17 protein-coding genes are annotated in these 18,583 nt (G+C 70.1%); 7 read left to right on the forward strand and 10 right to left on the reverse strand.

The features are described from left to right. Window positions 1-113: 113 nt before the first annotated feature. The 3 genes from MKK54_RS12310 to MKK54_RS12320 all read left to right on the forward strand — a co-directional run bounded on the left by MKK54_RS12310 (window position 114) and on the right by MKK54_RS12320 (window position 3,795). The gene (locus tag MKK54_RS12310) at window positions 114-2,681 is read left to right on the forward strand and encodes a TonB-dependent receptor (RefSeq protein WP_244011231.1); all 2,568 of its coding nucleotides are present in this window, start codon (window positions 114-116) and stop codon (window positions 2,679-2,681) included. A gap of 332 nt (window positions 2,682-3,013) precedes the next feature. After that, a complete protein-coding gene (locus MKK54_RS12315) occupies window positions 3,014-3,400 on the forward strand; it encodes an EF-hand domain-containing protein (protein WP_244011233.1) in 387 nt (128 codons plus the stop codon). A gap of 41 nt (window positions 3,401-3,441) precedes the next feature. Beyond that, complete coding sequence (locus MKK54_RS12320) at window positions 3,442-3,795, forward strand: hypothetical protein (protein WP_244011234.1); 354 nt, start codon at window positions 3,442-3,444, stop codon at window positions 3,793-3,795. A gap of 121 nt (window positions 3,796-3,916) precedes the next feature. Here MKK54_RS12320 and MKK54_RS12325 read toward each other — a convergent pair whose 3' ends face one another. From MKK54_RS12325 to MKK54_RS12335, 3 genes are all read right to left on the reverse strand, one after another. Beyond that, on the reverse strand, window positions 3,917-5,443 hold the full coding sequence (locus tag MKK54_RS12325; RefSeq protein WP_244011236.1) for an undecaprenyl-phosphate glucose phosphotransferase: 1,527 nt from the start codon (window positions 5,441-5,443) through the stop codon (window positions 3,917-3,919). Window positions 5,444-5,619: 176 nt separating this feature from the next. Continuing rightward, window positions 5,620-6,792 carry a glycosyltransferase family 4 protein gene (locus tag MKK54_RS12330; protein ID WP_244011301.1) on the reverse strand — a complete coding sequence of 391 codons (1,173 nt, stop codon included), beginning with the start codon at window positions 6,790-6,792 and terminating at the stop codon, window positions 5,620-5,622. 388 nt (window positions 6,793-7,180) lie between these two features. Then, window positions 7,181-7,753, reverse strand: coding sequence for a polysaccharide biosynthesis/export family protein (locus MKK54_RS12335; protein WP_244011238.1), 573 nt, complete (start codon window positions 7,751-7,753; stop codon window positions 7,181-7,183). A 208-nt stretch (window positions 7,754-7,961) separates the two neighbouring features. On the opposite strand from MKK54_RS12335, the gene MKK54_RS12340 reads away from it, so the two are divergent. After that, entirely contained in the window at window positions 7,962-10,256 is a 2,295-nt protein-coding gene (locus MKK54_RS12340) for a GumC family protein (protein WP_244011240.1), read from the forward strand. Window positions 10,257-10,346: 90 nt separating this feature from the next. On the opposite strand, the gene MKK54_RS12345 is transcribed toward MKK54_RS12340, so the two are convergent. Further along, entirely contained in the window at window positions 10,347-11,546 is a 1,200-nt protein-coding gene (locus MKK54_RS12345) for a GNAT family N-acetyltransferase (protein WP_244011242.1), read from the reverse strand. Between the two features lie 174 nt (window positions 11,547-11,720). Here MKK54_RS12345 and MKK54_RS12350 point away from each other — a divergent pair, with 174 nt between their 5' ends. Further along, window positions 11,721-12,809, forward strand: a complete 1,089-nt coding sequence (locus tag MKK54_RS12350; RefSeq protein ID WP_244011243.1) for a polysaccharide deacetylase family protein — start codon at window positions 11,721-11,723, stop codon at window positions 12,807-12,809. A 6-nt stretch (window positions 12,810-12,815) separates the two neighbouring features. Here MKK54_RS12350 and MKK54_RS12355 read toward each other — a convergent pair whose 3' ends face one another. The 5 genes from MKK54_RS12355 to MKK54_RS12375 form a co-directional block, all read right to left on the reverse strand. Continuing rightward, window positions 12,816-13,232, reverse strand: coding sequence for a hypothetical protein (locus MKK54_RS12355; protein WP_244011245.1), 417 nt, complete (start codon window positions 13,230-13,232; stop codon window positions 12,816-12,818). Window positions 13,233-13,345: 113 nt separating this feature from the next. Continuing rightward, window positions 13,346-13,564: a DUF2842 domain-containing protein gene (locus MKK54_RS12360; RefSeq protein WP_244011246.1), complete on the reverse strand. Its 219-nt coding sequence runs from the start codon at window positions 13,562-13,564 to the stop codon at window positions 13,346-13,348. A gap of 106 nt (window positions 13,565-13,670) precedes the next feature. Further along, the gene (locus MKK54_RS12365) at window positions 13,671-14,429 is read right to left on the reverse strand and encodes an ABC transporter ATP-binding protein (RefSeq protein WP_244011248.1); all 759 of its coding nucleotides are present in this window, start codon (window positions 14,427-14,429) and stop codon (window positions 13,671-13,673) included. 1 nt (window position 14,430) lies between these two features. Beyond that, complete coding sequence (locus MKK54_RS12370) at window positions 14,431-15,183, reverse strand: ABC transporter permease (RefSeq protein ID WP_244011250.1); 753 nt, start codon at window positions 15,181-15,183, stop codon at window positions 14,431-14,433. Between the two features lie 183 nt (window positions 15,184-15,366). Further along, complete coding sequence (locus MKK54_RS12375) at window positions 15,367-16,380, reverse strand: NAD-dependent epimerase/dehydratase family protein (RefSeq protein WP_244011252.1); 1,014 nt, start codon at window positions 16,378-16,380, stop codon at window positions 15,367-15,369. A 376-nt stretch (window positions 16,381-16,756) separates the two neighbouring features. Between MKK54_RS12375 and MKK54_RS12380 the strand changes: the two genes are divergently transcribed. Next, window positions 16,757-17,059 carry a GcrA family cell cycle regulator gene (locus MKK54_RS12380; RefSeq protein ID WP_279597335.1) on the forward strand — a complete coding sequence of 101 codons (303 nt, stop codon included), beginning with the start codon at window positions 16,757-16,759 and terminating at the stop codon, window positions 17,057-17,059. Window positions 17,060-17,140: 81 nt separating this feature from the next. On the opposite strand, the gene MKK54_RS12385 is transcribed toward MKK54_RS12380, so the two are convergent. Continuing rightward, entirely contained in the window at window positions 17,141-17,686 is a 546-nt protein-coding gene (locus MKK54_RS12385; protein WP_244011255.1) for a hypothetical protein, read from the reverse strand. 311 nt (window positions 17,687-17,997) lie between these two features. Between MKK54_RS12385 and MKK54_RS12390 the strand changes: the two genes are divergently transcribed. Next, window positions 17,998-18,552: a superoxide dismutase family protein gene (locus MKK54_RS12390; RefSeq protein ID WP_244011257.1), complete on the forward strand. Its 555-nt coding sequence runs from the start codon at window positions 17,998-18,000 to the stop codon at window positions 18,550-18,552. Window positions 18,553-18,583: the final 31 nt, after the last annotated feature.

Consider the following 18,583-nt stretch of genomic DNA (forward strand, 5'->3'; position numbering starts at 1 on the left):
GCGGAATCGCCTCGGCGCGCGATTGTCCTTCCCACACGCTTCTCTCAAGACTGTGATCGAAGCCCCGGCCAAGGGGCAAGAACAGTAAGAAGATCGAGGGTCTGGGAATGGGGATGTCGAAGCGGACGCTGCGGAGCAGCCTGCTCCTTTCCGTGGCTCTGATGCCCGGCGCCGCGTTGGCGCAGGGCGCGGGCGGCCAGCAGTCGGTGAGCCTGGACGAGCTCAGCGTCGTGGCGACGACGCCCGTGGGCGCGATCGGCGACTCCCTCTACCGGGGACCCGTGACGCAGGGGCCCGGCGGCCAGCTGCCGGTGGTGGCCGAGCCGCGGCTGAGGGGCGGCGCCCAGCCGCTCTACAAGATTCCCAGCACCGTCGAGACGGTGACGGCGGCCGACCTGGACGTGGATCGCGGCACCTTCAACGCGGTGGCCACGCTCGCGCGCCGCACGCCGGGCCTCAACCTGTCCGACTCCCAGGGCAACAACAATCGCCTGGACATCAATTATCGCGGCTTCCAGGCCTCTCCGGTGACGGGCGTGCCGCAGGGGCTGGCCGTCTACCAGAACGGCGTGCGCATCAACGAGGCCTTCGGCGACACCGTCAACCTCGACCTGATCCCGCCCTCGGCGATCCAGCGCATCGACGTGGTGACGAGCAACCCGGTCTTCGGCCTCAACGCGCTGGGCGGCGCCATCAACATCCAGATGAAGAACGGCTTCACCTGGCAGGGCACCGACGTCACCGTGCTCGGCGGCTCGGACGGCCGCATCGCCGGCGGCCTCGAATACGGCAAGATGATCGGCCCGTGGAGCTTCTACTTCAACGGCGACGGCCTCAACGACCGCGGCTGGCGCTACCAGTCGCCGAGCACGATCGGGCGCATCTACACCGACCTCGGCTACCGCACCCTCGATTCCGAATTTCACCTGATCGGCAACTTCGCCCGCACGTTCTTCGGCGCCGCCGCCGCGACGCCGGTCGACTTCACCCATGTCGATCCGCGCGCGATCTTCACCTACCCGCAGACCACCACCACCCAGCTTGGCACCCTGCAGGTGACCGGCCGGGTCGACATCTCCCCGACCTGGGATCTCGCCGGCAACGCCTATTTCCGCCGCTTCAGCCAGCAATACGTCGACGGCAACGACGCGGAGTTCGAGCGCTGCGGCAGCTCGTGCTCGACCCCCAACGCCCTGCGCTTCGATGACGACAACTTCCCCAACGTGGCGTTCGATCAACTCCGCCTGCGCGGCGCCAACGGACAGTTGATCAACGCCACCCGTCTGGCCGGCTCCAACCGTCTGGTCCCCTACGGCACCCTCGACGTGACGAAGACCGAGGCGACCGGCTACGGCGGCTCGCTCCAGGCGGCCAACCGCGACCGCGTGTTCGGGTTCAACAACAGCTTCGTCGTCGGCGGCAGCATCGATGTGGCGGATTACAGCTACAAGTCGTCGAGCACGCTCGGCATCATCAATCCGGACCTGTCGGTGACCACCAATCCGAACAACCCGACCTACGGGTTCGTCGAGGGGCTCGGCACCACGCTGCTGCGGACGGACGGGGCGCTCGGCATCGCGCCGAGCGCGGTGCTCGGCTCGAACCTCTACATGGGCCTTTACGCCACCGACACCATCGATCTCACCGACGCGCTCTCGCTGACCGCCGGTGCCCGGCTGAACTTCGCCCGCGTGTCCACGCAGGACCAGACCGGGTTCTCGCCGGACGTGAACGGGACCCACTACTTCACCAAGGTCAACCCGCTCGCGGGCCTGACCTACCGGTTCACACCCGGCTTCTCGCTCTTCGGCAGCTACTCGGAATCGAACCGCGCGCCGACGCCGCTGGAACTGGCCTGCGCCAACCCGGACCGGCCCTGCCTGCTGCCGAACTCGCTGGTCGCCGACCCGCCGCTGAAGCAGGTGACCGCCCAGAACTACGAGGTCGGCATCCGCGGCTCGATCCCGAATTTCTACGATGGCGGCCTGCTCACCTACAAGGTCTCCGCGTTCCGCAACGACCTCGCCAACGACATCCTGCAACTCGCGACCCCCGGCAACTCGGCCCGGGGCTACTTCGTGAACGTGCCGTCGACGCGGCGCCAGGGCGTCGAGGTCGGCGCCGAGTACAGCCGTGGCGATCTCTCGGTCTACGCGAACTACGCCCTGATCGACGCCACGTTCCAGTTCACCGGCAACCTCTCCTCGCCGAACAACCCCCTCTCCACGACCGACGCCAACGGTTTTCCCGGACAGATCCTGGTGACGCCCGGCAAGCAGGTCCCGCTGATCCCCAACCACCAGTTCAAGGTCGGGTTCGACTACACGGTCCTGCCGGGCTGGCGCTTCGGCATGAACCTTCAGGCCTTCTCCTCGTCCTACTACCGGGGCGACGAGTCGAACCTGAACCCGAAGCTGCCCGCCTACTTCGTGCTCGGCCTGAACACCTCCTATCAGGTGACCAAGAACCTGCAGGTCTTCGGCCTCATCACGAACCTGACCAACAACCGCTACACGACGTTCGGGACGTTCTTCGAGCCCGGCCTCGTCGCCAACCGCTACCTGGTCAGCGACGTCCGCACGACGACCCTGGCCCAGCCGCTCTCGATCTACGCCGGCCTGCGCTACTCCTTCGGCGCGGACCCCGTGCCGATGGCCGAGCCGATCATCCGCAAATACTGACGGCTCCTTCCTGGAGAGAATGTAACGGCGCGGATCCCAGGATCCGCGCCGTTCTTCGTTTGGGGGCCTCTCTACCCTGGCCGCAGGCTCGTCCATGCGGTGAGAGCACCCGGACCCGCATGATGCGGTGATCAGGCGGCGCTCCTGCGGCTATAGCCCGGGTTGGGGTCCAAAATATCCCGAAGGCACTTGCCTGATTCTCCCGATTCATCTAGATAGAGCCAAGTCGAGTCGCCGACTCGACTCGTCGTGACTCGGGCAGATTCCGCCTCGTCATGGCCTTCTTTTGAAGAACACGAATGTTCTTCCGCCTGATCTTCGGAGTATTCAGTATGTCGTCTCGCCTGTCCGCCGTCGCGATCCTGACCGCGCTGCTCGGCTTCGCCGTTCCCGCCCTCGCGGCCGATGTCTCCGCCTTCGATCCGGACAAGGACGGCACCATCGATCTCGCCGAGGCTCAGGCCGCCGCCTCCAAGAAGTTCGACATGCTCGACCCCGACAAGGACGGCACGCTCGACGCCAAGGAGCTGAACGGCCTCCTCACCGCCGCCGAGCTCAAGGCCGCCGACCCGGACAGCGACGGCACCCTCGACAAGAAGGAATACCTCGCCGTGGTGGCGGCGCGCTTCAAGGCCGCAGACCCGGATGCCGAGGGGACCATCGACGCGAAGGAACTCTCGTCCCCCGCGGGCGCTTCTCTGGCGACCCTGCTGAAATAAGGCTGCCCGTCGGGGCGGCCGCCCCATCCGGAGAGCCCTTCATGCGTTTCGTCCTGCCGGCCGCCCTCGCCCTGCTCGGTACCGCCGGGCCCGTCCTCGCCTCGTCCTGCTCCGAGCAGATCGCCACGATCGAGCGCCGCCTCGACAGTGCCGGCGCGGAGCAGGTGACCGGCAAGGAGCCGGCCGGCGGCCCGACCTCCTCGCACTCGGACAAGGCCCTCGATCACGCGCCGAAGGGCAAGCCGACCGATCCGTCGACCACGGCCAGCGCCGGCGGCGTCTCCGACGCCCGCGACCTGATCAAGAAGGCTCGCGCGCAGGACAAGGCCGGCGACATGAAGGGCTGCGAGGACACGATGACGGAGGCCAAGAAGAAAGCCGGCGCGCTGCCGTAGGCCGGTTTCCGTCCCGTCGACCGGCCACGAATCAAAGGGCCGCGCCTCCCGGGAGGCGCGGCCCTTTGCGTGTCGGGTGCCTGTGGCCAGCGCGCGGCCTGCCGGCACCGGGCTGGTGGGATCAATACGCGTTCTTGGTGCGGAACAGCGAGATCGGGGTCGCGAACATGATCCGGATGTCGAACAGGATCGACCAGTTCTCGATGTAGTGCAGGTCGTGCTCGACGCGCTTCTGGATCTTGTCGCTGGTGTCGGTCTCGCCGCGCCAGCCGTTGACCTGGGCCCAGCCGGTGATGCCGGGCTTGACCTTGTGGCGGGCGAAGTACCCGTCCACGACTTGATCGTAGAGGGTGTTGGCGGCCTTGGCCTGGAGGGCGTGAGGGCGGGGACCGACCAGGGACAGCTCGCCCTTGATGACGTTGAAGAGCTGCGGCAGCTCGTCGAGAGAGGTCTTGCGGATGAAGCGGCCCACGCGGGTCACGCGGGGATCATCGCGCGTCACCAGCTTGGCGGCGCCCGCATCGCTCTGGTTCACGTACATCGAGCGGAACTTGTAGACCTCGATCAACTCGTTGTTGAAGCCGTAGCGCTTCTGCCGGAACAGGACCGGACCCGGGGAGGTGAGGCGCACGGCCAGGGCCACGCCGAGCATCACGGGAGCCAGCGCCAGCAGCATCGCGAGCCCGACCACGCGGTCGAAGATGTTCTTGGCGACGATGTCCCAATCGGCCATCGGCTTGTCGAACACGTCGAGAACGGGCACCGCGCCGAGGTAGGAATAGGCGCGCGGACGCAGGCGCAGCTTCGAGGCCTGGGCCGAGAGGCGGATGTCGATCGGCAGGACCCAGAGCTTGGCCAGCATCTGCAGGATGCGATCCTCGGCGGCGATCGGGATCGTGAAGATGATGAGGTCGAGGCGCGTGCTGCGCGCATAGGCGACGAGATCGTTCACGGTCCCGAGCTTCGGGTAGCCGGCCACGACGGTGTCCGACCGCATGTCGCCGCGATCGTCGAACACGCCGACGATGCGCACACCGCACTCGGATTGCGCGTCGAGGGCGCGGATCAGGTCCTCGGCCACGGGGCCGCCGCCGACGATCGCGGTGCGCCGGTCGAGATGGCCGCGCTGGCGCTGCGAATCGATGAAGCGGGTCAGGGCGAAGCGCCCGACCGCCAGGCTCGCGAGTCCGCCGAGGTAGAAGCTCGCCAGCCAGACGCGGGAATAATGATCCGCGATCTTGGCGAAGACCATCACGGTGGCGACGATGAGGAAGGCGAGGGACCAGGCGCCGGCCAGGCGCAGGGCCGACCCCGCCAGCGAGCGGAACGCCCCCATGCGATAGGCGCCGGTGGCCTGGAGCAGGAACGGCGCGAGGACCGCGACGCCGAGTGTCGCCGCCAGATAGCGCGGCGAGAGGGGGACGATCCCGGCGAGCTGAACCTGATGCACGCCGACGCCGACCATCGCGATCAGCGCGAATTCGGCGATCCGGACGCAGCCGGCCAGCACCACCGGCGACAGCAGGGCCGGCGGCGCCGGACGCGCCAGGGCCTCGGCGGGCAGCATCGCGGGGCTCGGCTTGGCGTCGGCCTGGGGGCCGAACCGGCCGGCCGCATCCAGCAGATCACGGACATCGAAGGCGCTCATGACTGGCTTCCGGGTTTCAGGCGCACGAGGATCGAGGGCGGGATGTCGGGGCAGGGAAGGAAGCGGAGCCACTCATGATCCGGTTGCTCCGTTCGGGATGGCGGATCTGGGCCCCGCTCAGGCGCCGCGCGGGCTGAGCGAGACCGTCTTTCGCTTCGAATCGAGCGGAGACGGTCTCACGGGGCGGTGGGAGCGATCGCCGGGCGGGTGCCATCCGCCCTTGCGCGCAGGGCGGCGGCGTAACCCGAGAGCACGTCCGAACCCATCCGGGTCATCGAGAACCGCGCCTTGACCGAGGCGGCGAGCCCTTCGAAGCGCAGGCGCCGGGCCTCGGGCTCCTCGTCGAGGACCTTCGCGATGGCACCGGCGAGGGCCTTTCCGTCACGGGCCGGCACGAGTTCCGTGGCTGCGGGTCCGAAGATCTCGGGGATGCCGCCGACATTGGTGGCGACCAGGGGCTGGCGGGCGGCGGCGGCCTCCAGCACCACGTAGGGGAGGGACTCGGCCAGCGACGGCACGACCATGACCCGCCCGCGGGCCAGCACCGCCCGGATGGCCTGGGGCGGCTCGAACGCCACCGCGTCGCCGAGCCCCATCTCCACCACGCGGTCGGCGAGCACGTCCGCGTCCGGGCCGGAGCCCACCATGAGGAGGCGCAGGGGGCGCCCCTCGGCACGCAGGCGCAGGAGCGCGTCGAGGAGGAAGGGCACGCCCTTGGCGTCGCGCAATTCGCCGACATAGAGCAGGTCGTAGCGGTCCTCGGCGGGCACCACGGGCGCGAATTCGGCCTCGCTGATGCCGTTATGGACGATGCGGGTGATGCGGCGCGGGTCGCCCGCATAGGCGCGGTGACGACCGGCGACGTACTCGCTCTCGAACAGGAACACGTCCGTGCGTAGGGCGAGGGCGCGCTCGATGCCCATGTAGAGCCGATGGCGCAGGGTTCCGGGCTTGTAGTTGTAACTGCCGCCATGGGGCGTGTAGGCGCGAACCGGCGCCCCGCCCCGCACGAGGGCGAGGCGGGCGTAGACGCCGCCCTTGGCGCCGTGGCCGTGGAGCACCGTGGCGCCGACCGCCTCGGCGCGGCGCGCGATGGCACGAAGCGCCCGGAGATCCGAGGGATGCGGGTTGCGCCGCATCGGCGTGCGCGTGACGCCGAGGGCGAGGCTCGGCGCGAGTTCGGCCAGCGCACGGGCGGCTCGCTCTCCGCCGGTGGAGGCGTCGCAGACGATGCCGACCCGGTGCCCGGCCGCCGCCTGGAGGCGGGCGAGATCGACGACGTGCCGGAACAGGCCGCCGACCGGCGCGCGGAAGACGTGCAGGATCCGCTGCTCGGGCAGGCCGCCCATGGCGTTCACGACCGGCACGGATCCGCCGGACTCGGTATGATCGAGGGCGAACGCACTCACGACAGGCTCCTCCACGCGACGTCGCACGAGCGGTTGGGACGCTCGGGCGTGGCCTGATCCTGGCGCTGGAGAAGTGGGCGGATCGTTAAGGTCGGTGGCCCCCGGGCGGCCCGAAGCCGCCGCCGGGACCCGAATGGGCGCAATTATTCGTGATGCGGTTAGGCGATTCCTAACTGCGCGCGAAGGAAGCCCCGCATCGGCACGGCCACGCCGCGCCTCGGCCTTCCCGGCCGATTCGGCGTTCTCACACCCGACCTCGATGCGCATGACTCATCGAGGTCTGCCCGCGCGACTGCGGGCGTCCGCCGAACCGCGATTAGACCGGGTCTCAGAAGAACCGCTCCTTGATCACGATGGTGTCGCCCGGGCGCACCGGGTAGGTCATCGGCACGATGCCCGAGACGAGGCCGCCGCTGCCCTCGCGGGTGAGCACGGCGTAGTCGCGCGCGGCGCGGGGGCCGAAACCGGCGGCGATCGCCACCGCGGTCTCGACGGCCATGCCGTTGACGTAAGGGTACTGGCCGGAGGTCGTGACCTCGCCCAGGATGTAGAACGGACGGTAGGCGTCGACCTCGACGGTGACGTGGGGCTCGCGCACGAAGCCCGAGGCGAGCTTGGTCTCGATGGTGCGCGCCGCCTGGCTCGTCGGCTGGCCGCCCACCTTCACGAGGCCGATGAGCGGCATGGCGATGTTGCCCGCCCCATCCACGGCGTAGATGTTCGAGAGGTTGTCCTGGCCGAAGACGATGACGCGCAGGCGGTCACCGGCCGAGAGGGTGTAGCGCGCGCCGATGGAGCCGGTGCCGGTGGCGTCGAGTTGATCGGTCCGGAAATCCGGACGCAGGCAGCCCCCGAGCGCCAGGCTCGACGAGAGAGCTAAGAGAAGTGATCGCCGGTTCATCACCACTGCCGCCGTGTGAAAGGTACGCTGCGAGACCTACGGCGATATGGTTAACGAAGACTGACGTCCCGGGGATGCCACGGCCCGATCCCACAATCGACGCGATCGAGATCATGCGCTTAACGTCTGATCAATCTTAACGCGCTCTATTCGTGGATACGCCGGCCGTGTCGCGGTCGACATCCTTGCCTTGCGTAAAGATCGAGCCATGTCCCGCTCTTCACCATTCCAGGCTGCCGCCGAACCTGCGCCCTCCGGCGGCGAGGGACTCGGACTGACGCAGCTTTCCGGCCTGCTGCGCCGGTCCTGGCGCTGGATCGTGATCCCGACCGCCCTCGCCACCATCGGCGCCGTCGCGTTCGTGCAGGTCGTCTCGCCCCGCTACACCGGCGAGGCCAAGATCCTGCTCGAGAGCCGCGAGGCGCCCTTCACCCGCAGCGCCCAGGAGCGCGGCGAGCAGCCCCAGCCCATCGACGAGCAGGCGGTGGCGAGCCAGGTGCAGGTGGTGATGTCGCGCGATCTGGCGCGGGAGGCGATCCGCCGCCTGTCGCTGGCCGGCAACGCCGAGTTCGATCCCAACGTCGCCGGGATCGGCCCGTTGCAGCGCGCCCTGATGATGATCGGGCTGGCCAAGAATCCGATGGAGCGCCCGCCCGAGGAGCGGATGCTGGAGACCTATTTCGACCGCCTCACGGTGTTCCCGGCGGGCAAGTCCCGCATCCTGACCGTGGAGTTCCGCTCCAAGGACCCGCATCTCGCGGCGCAGGCGGCCAACACCATCGCGGAACTCTACATCGCCTCCCTCGACGCGGCGAAAACCGACACCGCCCGCTACGCCTCCACCTGGCTCGGCGGCAACATCGAGACCCTGCGCACCCGCGTGGCCGAGGCCGAGTCCAAGGTCGAGGTCTACCGGGCCAGGAACGGCCTCATCGCCACGGGCGGCAGCAACGGACAGCCGCTCGGCGCCCAGCAGCTCGGCGAGTTGTCGACCCAACTCTCCCAGGCCCGCACGGCCAAGGCGGACCTTGCCGGCCGCGCCAAGCTGATCAAGGAGATGATCAAGGACGGCCGCGCCTTCGAGATCCCGGATGTCGCCAACAACGAGATCATCCGCCGCACGGTCGAGCAGCGCATCACCCTGCGCAATCAGCTGGCGCTGGAATCACGGACCCTGCTTCCCGGTCATCCGCGAATCAAGGAACTGACGGCGCAGATCTCGGACCTCGACGCCCAGATCAAGGCCACCGCCGAGCGCGTGGTCCGCACCCTGGAGAACGACGCCCGCATCGCCGAGGCCCGGGTCGAGAGCCTGGGCGCCGCCGTCGACGCGCAGCGCGACGTGGTCTCGAAAGGGAATTCCAGCGAGGTCCAGCTGCGCGCCCTGGAGCGCGAGGCCAAGGTGCAGCGCGAGCAGCTCGAATCCTACCTCTCGCGCTACCGCGAGGCCTCGGCCCGGGACGCCGAGAGCGCCACCCCGGCCGATGCCCGCGTGGTCTCTCGCGCCATCACGCCCGAGACCCCGTCCTTTCCCAAGAAGCTGCCGATCGTCCTCCTCGCGGCGGTGCTGGGGCTGCTGTTCTCCGTGGGCGGCGTCATCGCCCATCATCTGCTGAGGGACCCCGACGGCTCCGGCCGGCGCCGCCGCCTCGAATCCGACGCGGATGCCCCGTCCGCGGCGCCGGCGGTCCATAGCGAGCCCTTCGCCTTCCCCGAGGCCTCCCTCGCGATGACGCGGGCGGGTGCGGCGCCCGTGCGGGACGTCCCGTCCGCGATCGAGCCGGCGCGCGCCTCGGAGCCCGTCGTCGCGCGGAGCCCGGCACGCGGCACGGGCGCGACGCGTGTCAGGGAGGCGGCGGATTCCTACGACCTCGACCAGCTCATCGCCCGCCTCGGCGCCGGGCCGGGACCGGCGGCTGATGCGGGCCGCACGGTCCTCGTCATCGAGACGAATCCGGCGCGCCGGAGCGGAGCCGGCCTCGCGGTCAGCCTCGGCGGGACCCTGGCCGCCCGGGCGAGCGCGGTGGTCCTCGATCTCAACGGCCCCGCCTGCGGGGAGGAGGAGGTCGGCCTCACCGATCTCGTGGCGGGCGAGGCCGCCTTCCTCGAGGTGATCCAGTCGATTCCCGGCTCGCGCCTTCACGCGATCCCGCGCGGCTTCCTCGACGCCGCAATCCTGCTGGAGGAGCCGCAGGCCCTGGCGATCACCCTCGACGCCCTGGCACAGGCCTACGATTGGGTGGTGTGCCGGCTCGGAACCCCGCAGACCCGCATCGCCCGCGACATCCTGGCGGCGGCGGGTCCGCAGATGGGCACCGTGGTGATCGCGTCCGACCGCGACCCGGAGGACGGCGATCTCGTCGATCTCTACACCCTCGCCGAGGCCTCCGGCGCCGGCCAGGTCCTGGTGGCCCAGGACCGGGCGGCCGCCTCGGCGGCGCCCCTGCGGCCCGCCTTCGAGACGGACCACGCGGACATGCCGCTCCGTCTCTCCGCCGCCTGATCCGGCGCACCGATCCGACACGACGCGAAACGCCGCCCACGGTCATCCCGGAGGGCGGCGTTTCGCGTGACGGACCCCTTCGATTCCGGGCTACTCGGCCGGTGCCACGGGCCGGCGGCGCAGGCGTGCCACCCATCGCATCAGGCGCGGATCGCGCTTGATCCGGCGCTTGAGGCGCGCGATCCCGATCGTCTTGAGGGCGAACAGGTGGCCGCGCAGCGTCACCGGAATGGCGACCTCGCCGAGCGCGATGGTCTCGTCGCAGATGCTGGACTTGTAGCGGGCCTCGCCGACGCCGAGGTCGAAGGCGCGGCGGCCCCGTGCGGTCTGCTCGCCGATGAGGTGATGCAGCAGGATGTCGCCCGGACTCGACCGGCTGACCACCGGATCGGCATCGAACGACGTCACCATGCCGCTGTAGCGGAGGGCGTCGACGGCGCCGGCGAAGACCGCGAAGACGCGGCCGGTCCGGGTCGCGACCAGGGCGCTCACCTCGATGGCGGGGATGCCTCCCTCGACCGAGGCACCCTGTGCCAGGAAATCGCGCACGGCCGCATCGGCATAGGGATTGGCGATGCCCATGGCGGCGAACCGGCTCGCCTTCTGCCCGTAGAACGCGTCGAGGTAGGAGGCGACCTCCTCGGGCGTGGCGGCGCGCCGGCACTCGACCGGGCCGAAGGCCTCGACGAGCTTCTTCTCCTTCGAGCGCAGCTTCTTGCGCGCATCGCCGCTGAACACCCGCTTCACCGTCGATTCGGGATCGGGCCCGAGGATCAGCCCGTAGGCGTCGCTCGGCGAGGGCTCGGCCCGGACCGACATCGGGTTGGCGGCGCCGTCCCAGAAGCGCGGCTGGTGCGAGAGGGCGTAGACGTCGATGCCGGTGCGGCGGCCGAGGTTGCGAAGCTGCTCGGCGAGATCCTCCGGGCGCATCGCGGCGGCCTCGCGCGAGGCGAAGAGGGGCATGTGGTAGTTGGCGTGCTTGGCCCCGACCACGCGGGCGACGCGCATCCCCCCCTCGCGGGCGACGACGAGGGGGATCAGGACGCGCGGGCGTCCGGCGGCATCGCGCAGGACGACGATGCGCAGGTCGGCTTCGGGCTCCACGCCGGCATAGGCCGCCACCCAGTCGAAGCGCTGATAGGGCGTCGCCAGCACCGCCGGGTCGGCCTCCATCCCGCGCCACAACGCCTCGACGGCGGCCAGATCGCCGAAGACCTCCGCGCTGAGGTCGCCTTTCGCCTGCTCACGCATCGCCCCGGCTCCGATTCGCCCCTGAGCAAGAACAGCCATGCCATCACCCCCGGTGGCCGGCGGCCGTACACCGCCGAATTGTTTCCGTGATGCGGCCGCATCTCTTAACCGGCGGGTGACGGCAGCCCCGCGCGGCCGGATCTCTGCGGGCGTGGGTAACGAAACCTTGCCGATTGGCATGCATGCCTGCCGGTGCGTGACGGGGGATTCACCATGTCGACCGCCGAGACACCGTCGAGCACCGGGACGCCTGCCCTGAGCCGGCGCCACCGCCTGTTCGCCGCCGGGTTCCGCGCCATCGCGGCGAGCCGGGCCGATCGCTGGCTCGGCCCCGTGGCGCGCGGGCGCGGGCTCATCCTGACCTTCCATCACGTCCACCCCGACGCGCCGGGCCCCTACGCCCCCAACGGCCTGCTGACGATCACGCCCGACTTCCTCGACCGCACGCTCGGCCTGGTGCGCGCGCGCGGCTTCGAGATCATCGGCCTCGACGCCCTGCCCGGGCGCCTCTCGAACGGGGGGCCGCCCTTCGTGGTACTCACCTTCGACGACGGCTACCGCGACAACGCCACGCACGCGGCCCCCGTCCTCCGGCGCCACGGCGCGCCCTGGACCCTGTTCGTCACCAGCGATTTCATCCTGGGCCGGGGCCGGCTGTGGTGGCTTGAACTGGAACGGGCGATCCGCCGCCTCGACCGGGTGCGGATCGCGGACGGGACCGGAACGATCGACCTGCCCGCCCGCGACGCGGCGGAGAAATCACACGCCTTCGAGACGGTCTATCGCACCCTGCGGGCCGGGCCGGAGGCGCGGCTCCTCTCCGCGATCGCGGATCTCTGCGCCGAGGCCGGTATCGCCCCAGGCACCCTGGCCGCCGAACTCTGCCTGACCGGCGCGGAACTGCGGGCACTCGGCCGCGATCCGAGCGTCACCTTCGGCGCGCACACGATCAGCCACCCGATGCTGGCCAAGCACGACGCCGCCACCGCGCAGCGGGAGATCGTGGAGGGCCGGCGGCGGATCGAGGTGGAACTCGGACGTCCGGTGAACCACCTGTCCTACCCGGTGGGCGATCCGACCTCGGCGGGGGGGCGGGAATTCGACATCGCCCGTGCGGCCGGCTTCGCGACGGCGGTGACGACCCGGCCGGGCCATCTCTTCGCGGCCCATGCCGAGCACCTGCACGCGCTGCCCCGCGTCTCGGTGAACGGTCACCATCAGACCGAAGCGGCCCTCTCGGCGCTGCTCTCGGGGGTTCCGTTCCTGGCCTGGAACCGGGGACGCCGGCTCAACGTGGATTGAGGGCCGTCAGCGCCGCCGGCGGTGGCGGCGATACGAGCGGCTCTCGCCACCGGCGACGGCGAAGCTGGCGCTCTGGCGGCCGTGGCGCGCGTGGCGGCCCCGGCGCCCGCGACGCCCGACCGAGGTGATCGCCGCCTCCGTCGCCGCAGCCCCCGCCGCGATGGTCTGGGGGATGGCCGCCAGAGCGGTGGCGACAGACGCCGAGGCCGAGGCCGATCCCGTCGCGAAGCCGCCCGCGACGTTCTTGGCGGCCGGTCCGAACATGGCGAGGCACTGGTTGTAGGCGAGGTCGTTCTTCAGGCGCTCGCAATCCGAGACGGAGCGCGGCGCGGATTGCGCCAAGGCGGCTCCCCCCGGGAGCCCCTGGGACACGGACAGGAGGGAGAGGCCGAGCGAGAGCAGAAACGGGCGCAGACGTGGCATTGAGCGGTACGACGGCCTCTTGACGAATGACACGGCCCGCTTCTGGCGCGCGAGTACGGCGAAAACCCGACACCGGACGACGATTTTCACAGGTTGCGACCTCGGCGCGGCTTCTACCGGTCGCTGCGCGGGTCGTTCCTGCCCATCCAGCTGATCAGCGGCATGAGCGGGAAGATCCAGGCGATGCCGAGCAGCGCGTAGAGGATGGCCTGGACGGGGGCCGGCGTCTGCGAGATGCGGCTATCAGCCAGCGCCATGGCCAGCGGCGCGTAGATGATGATGAAGGCCAGCATCACGATCGTGCCGATCAGCGAGCGGGTGCGACGGCGCATCGGCCTTGTCCTCGAAACGCAGGGTTATCCTGCCGGCGGCGTAGAGCGGCCGGACCACGATGGCAACGGGCTGGCCCGCGACCCTTTCATCGGCGTTCAAGCAGCGTCACAGCTCGGCCGAGCGGTTCGACAGCTCCATCCGCAATTGCCGGGCGGCCTCCTGCAGGGCCGCGTCCCGCCGCCGCCGGGGCCGGGGCACCGCGATCCGCATCTCCGCCGCGAGACGGCCGGGGCTGCCCGCCAGCACCACCACCCGGTCGGCCAGCGTCACGGCCTCGTCGATGTCGTGGGTGACGAACAGGATCGTTTTCCGGGTCGCCGCCTGGATGCGCTGCAACTCGTCCTGGAGGCCCTCGCGGGTGAAGCTGTCGAGCGCCGAGAATGGTTCGTCCATCAGGAGGACGTCGGGATCGACGGCGAGCGCCCGGGCGATGGCGACGCGCTGGCGCTGGCCGCCGGAGAGCTGATGCGGCCAGCGCTGGCCGAGGTCGCCGAGGCCGACGAGGTCGAGCATCCCTTGCGCCTTGGCGAGGCGTTCCGCCTTCGAGAGGCCGCTGCCCTCGAGCCCGAAGGCCACGTTGGCGACGACCCGGCGCCACGGCAGCAGGCGCGCGTCCTGGAACACCAGGGCCATGGGCGTGCGGCAATCCGGCCGGGGGGCCAGCCGAACGGTGCCGGAACTGGGCTTGGCCAGCCCGATCAGCACGCGCAGCACCGTCGACTTGCCGACCCCGGACTCGCCGACGATGACGAGGAACTCGCCCCGGGCCACGTCGAGGTCGAGATCCGACAGGATGACGTTGCGGGTGCCGGCGCGCTCGTAGGCGAGGCTTAAGCCCGCGATGGAAATGATCGGCTCGGACATCTCAGGCGCGCCACCGTAGGAGCCACCCCTGGAGGGCGACGAAGGCCGTGTCGAACAGGCCGTAGAGGGCGGCCATGGTGAGCATGTAGACGACGACGATGTCGGTGGAGAGCAGGCTCGAGGCCTGCATCATCCGGGCGCCGACGCCGGGCACGCCGAAGATCTCGGCGGCCACCACCGCCATCCAGGCCTGGCCCAGGGCCGTGCGCAGCCCGACGAGGATGCCCGGCGTCGCGGCCGGCAGCAGGATCTTGGTGAGGCGGGCCCAGGGCGAGCCGAAGCCGAAGGCCTGCGCCACCTCAACGAGATCCCGGTCGACGCCGCGCACGGCCCCTTGCGTCGCGAAGAACACGATCCAGAACACGCCGATGGCGATGATGAACACGGCGGCCTCCGGCTGGACGCCGAACCAGATGATGGCGAACGGCACCCAGGCGAGGCCGGGGATCGGCCGCAGCAGGCGCACGATCCAGGCCGTGACCGCCTCGAACCCGCGGAACATGCCGCTCAGCAGCCCGAGCGCGATGCCCATGCCCGCCCCGACCCCGAGGCCGGCCACGTAATGGCTCAGGCTCGACAGCACCGCCTCGCCCCAGACGCCGAGGCGCACCTCGTTGAGGAAAGCGGCCGGAATCGTGCTCGGCGGCGGCAGGAAGGCCGGGTTGATCAGGCCGAGACGCGGCATCGCCTCCCAGAACAGCAGGAAGGCGAGGAGGCCGGCCGCCGCCAGCGCCGTGGAGCGCAGCGCCCTCATGGCCGCGCCTCCGGAGCGCCGCGACGCGCGCCGTTTCGGGTGGCGTGCCACGACGGATGTGTCTGAGAGATCATCGGGATCGATTGCTTCACGGGTCTGCGGGCGGCGCGCGCCCGTTCGGAGGAACCCGGCAGCGTCGCCCGATGGCGGGCGAAGCACGGGCGCGTTCGCATGTCGAGGGGATCAGACCTCATAATACCGGCGGTACCACGCCACGAAGGCAGGGATTCCGACGGAGAGCGGCGTTTCCGGCACGCTGCCGACGAGGGCCCGCAGGAGATCGGTGCTCGCATGCGTGCGGGGCACGTCGCCGGGAGGCAGGGGTTTCAGGACGCGCTCGGCGGAGCGCCCGAGGGCGCGCTCCAATTCGTCGATCATCGCATCGACGCGGACGGGCCGGCCGCCGCCGATATTGACCAGCCGGAACGGCGCCACGGGGCTCAGGGTGTCACCGGCCAGGACTGGCCCTCCCGCGCCGCCCGGCAGGGGCGGGGGCCGATCCATCAGCCCCCGGATCGCGGCGACGAGATCGTCGATGTAGGTGAAGTCGCGCTCGGCCGCGCCGCCCGCGAACACCTCGATGGGCTCGCCCGCCAGGATCTTCCGGGTGAACAGGAACAGGGCCATGTCCGGCCGACCCCAGGGCCCGTAGACCGTGAAGAACCGGAAGGCCGTCGTCGGAATGGCGAAGAGGTGGCTGTAGGCATGCGCCATCGCCTCGCCGGCGAGCTTCGAGGCGGCATAGAGGGTCAGCGGCGTCACCGCCGCGTCGGCCTCGCGGAACGGCGTCGCGGTGTTGCCGCCATAGGCCGAACTGGTGGAGGCGAACAGGAGGTGGCGCACCGGATGCGCCCGCACCGCCTCGATCAGGTTGGCCATGCCGGCGAGGTTGGCGTCCACGTAGGCGGCCGGATTCTCGAGGCTGTGGCGCACGCCGGCCTGGGCCGCGAGGTGGACGACGATCTCGGGCGCCGCCCGCCCGATGGCCTCGAGCAGGGCGCCCGGCGCCTCCAGCCGCGCCTCGACGGCGGTGAAGTTCGGGTTCCGCGCGAGGTCCGCGTGGCGCGCCCGCTTCAGGCCGACATCGTAGTAATCGCTGAACCCGTCGAAGCCGGTCACGGCATGGCCCTCGCCCAGGAGGCGGCGGGCGAGATGGAAGCCGATGAATCCGGCGGTGCCGGTCACGAAGACGCGCATCGTGTTCCTTGCGGCCTTCCGAACCGGGGAGCCTGGGTCTCGACCTACACCCCCGTCCGCGCGACCTCAAGAAACGCCCTCCGGTCCTCGAAGCGTGGGACGCATGCCGCGTCGACGGATGAGAGCCCGAGCCTCGTTCGTGCGCATGGCCGACCGGGTGCCTGCGTCATCGGCGATGGCGCGAATCCTGTGCGTTGCAACACACGCATGCGCAAGCCCTTGTTTGCCGAGCGCCAAACCCCAGATATAACAGCATCATGACGCTGTCGCGTCCGGTCCGGCCGCGCCCTCGACACCCTTCGTGTCGACGATTTCCTTCACGATTGTCCGCGGCTGCCTGCCGGGTCCCTGTGAGGGAAGGGTCTGTCAGAACGCGATGCGCTTCTCAACTGAAACATTCCGTGGGGCCTCGCCCGCGAAACCCAGTCCGCGAGTCATCCTATCCATGAACCAACTTGTCCGCATGTCCCAGGTCGGCGAGGCCGATGCGATCGCCGAGCCGTCCGCCTCGTTGCGGGTTCCCTTCGCGCAGTCCGGCGCCTTCGTGTGCAAGTTCATCATCGGTGAACCGAACGACCGCGCGGTCTGCTGCGGCGCGCCCGCACCGGATGGGAAGAGCTGGTGCGCGTTCCACCGCCGCATCGTGTTCGAGCCGGCCCGTCCGGGCCGTCTGCGCTGACGCACGCTTCGGTGCGTCGAGACAAAAAACCCCGCCGGTTCGCCCGGCGGGGTTTTTCGTTTCGACACCCTGAGATGACGATCAATCGTCGGCCTCGTCGTAGGGCTGATAGGTGCGCAGGCGGCGGCCATCGGGAAACTCGACGCTGCGGGACCGGATCACGAGATAGCCGGCCTCCTGGGCCCGCCGAATCCGGCTCGCGCGGTCGTCGATCATCACGGATCGTCCCGGCGCCGCCTCGACCACGTAGCCATACCGTGGGGCCGGCGGCGGCGCGTAGACGGAGGGATGCATCGTCACCACCCTGACATGGGGTCGCGTCGCGGCGATGCGCGGACGGGCACCGGCCACCGGCCGGCGCCGAACGTCCGGCGCGACCACGACCCTGGTTCTCTGGACCGGGCGACGTTTTGCCGTCTTTGCCCGACGAGCGGGCGCCTGGGTGACGGGCACGGCGGCCTGGACCGCATCGGACGCCTTCGGCGTCTCCACCTTCGCACCGGCGGCCTCGCGCCCGGGCGGATCGGTCCAGGCCCGCGTGGTCTCGGCCAGGGCGAGGGCCGGCAGGAGGCCCAGGCCGAATACCGCGACGCGGAGCCCGAGTCGCCGAAGGACGATGACCCTCATGAAGACCTCCCGACGAGCCTGACGAGACGCGGCACCGAAACCGGCACCGCGCCCGTCGTTGCGCGGATCCACGACTCAGGGTGAAGCGCCGGCCTCATCTTCACGAAGCTTAAGGAATCCTTGCCGGTCCGTCCACGCATCGGTCCGCACGCAGCGCGAGGACAGATCGGGTTTCCCCGGCCGCGTCACTGGCATCGCGGCGCCGCGCATGGGAAAGGTCTGATGTGATCACGGCATTGTCGTGGATCGGACCGGGACCATCTTCGTTGACGCTCCACATTCGACCCCGGCGTGGAGAGGAGAGCCATTCCATGAGACGACTCCTGTCGGCCCTCGCCCTTTTCGCGAGCACGGCGTTCGCCACCCAGACCGCCATCGCGCAGCCCGCGACCGAGGCCCCGGCGGCGGCCGCGAGCCCGCAGACCTACGAGAGCCCGATCCAGAACAAGAAGGGCGAGCCCATCGGCAAGATCGTGATCCGCGACGGCGCGAGCTCGCTGGTGATGCGTGTGACGATCCAGCCCGGCGGGCTGCCCCCCGGCTGGCACGGCATCCACTTCCACGCCGTGGGCGATTGCTCGGACACCGAGAAGTTCGAGAAGTCGAAGGCGCACGTGAACCACGACCAGAGCAAGCACGGCCTGCTCAACGCGGAGGGTCCCGACGAGGGCGACCTGCCCAACGTCTTCGCCAATGCCGACGGTTCCGTGAACGCCGAGGTCTCGAGCGAGACGCCCCTGACCGGCGAGGGCGCGCTCAAGGACGGCGACGGCTCGGCCCTGATCATCCATGCCAACGAGGACGATCACACCACCCAGCCGATCGGCGGCGCCGGTGCCCGTATCGCCTGCGCGGTGATCAAGTAGGACGCGATCGCCCCGGCGCCGAACCCGCGCC

Origin of the sequence: Methylobacterium sp. J-068 (assembly GCF_022829445.1) — a bacterium.
In the GTDB taxonomy this organism is placed as follows: Bacteria; Pseudomonadota; Alphaproteobacteria; order Rhizobiales; family Beijerinckiaceae; genus Methylobacterium.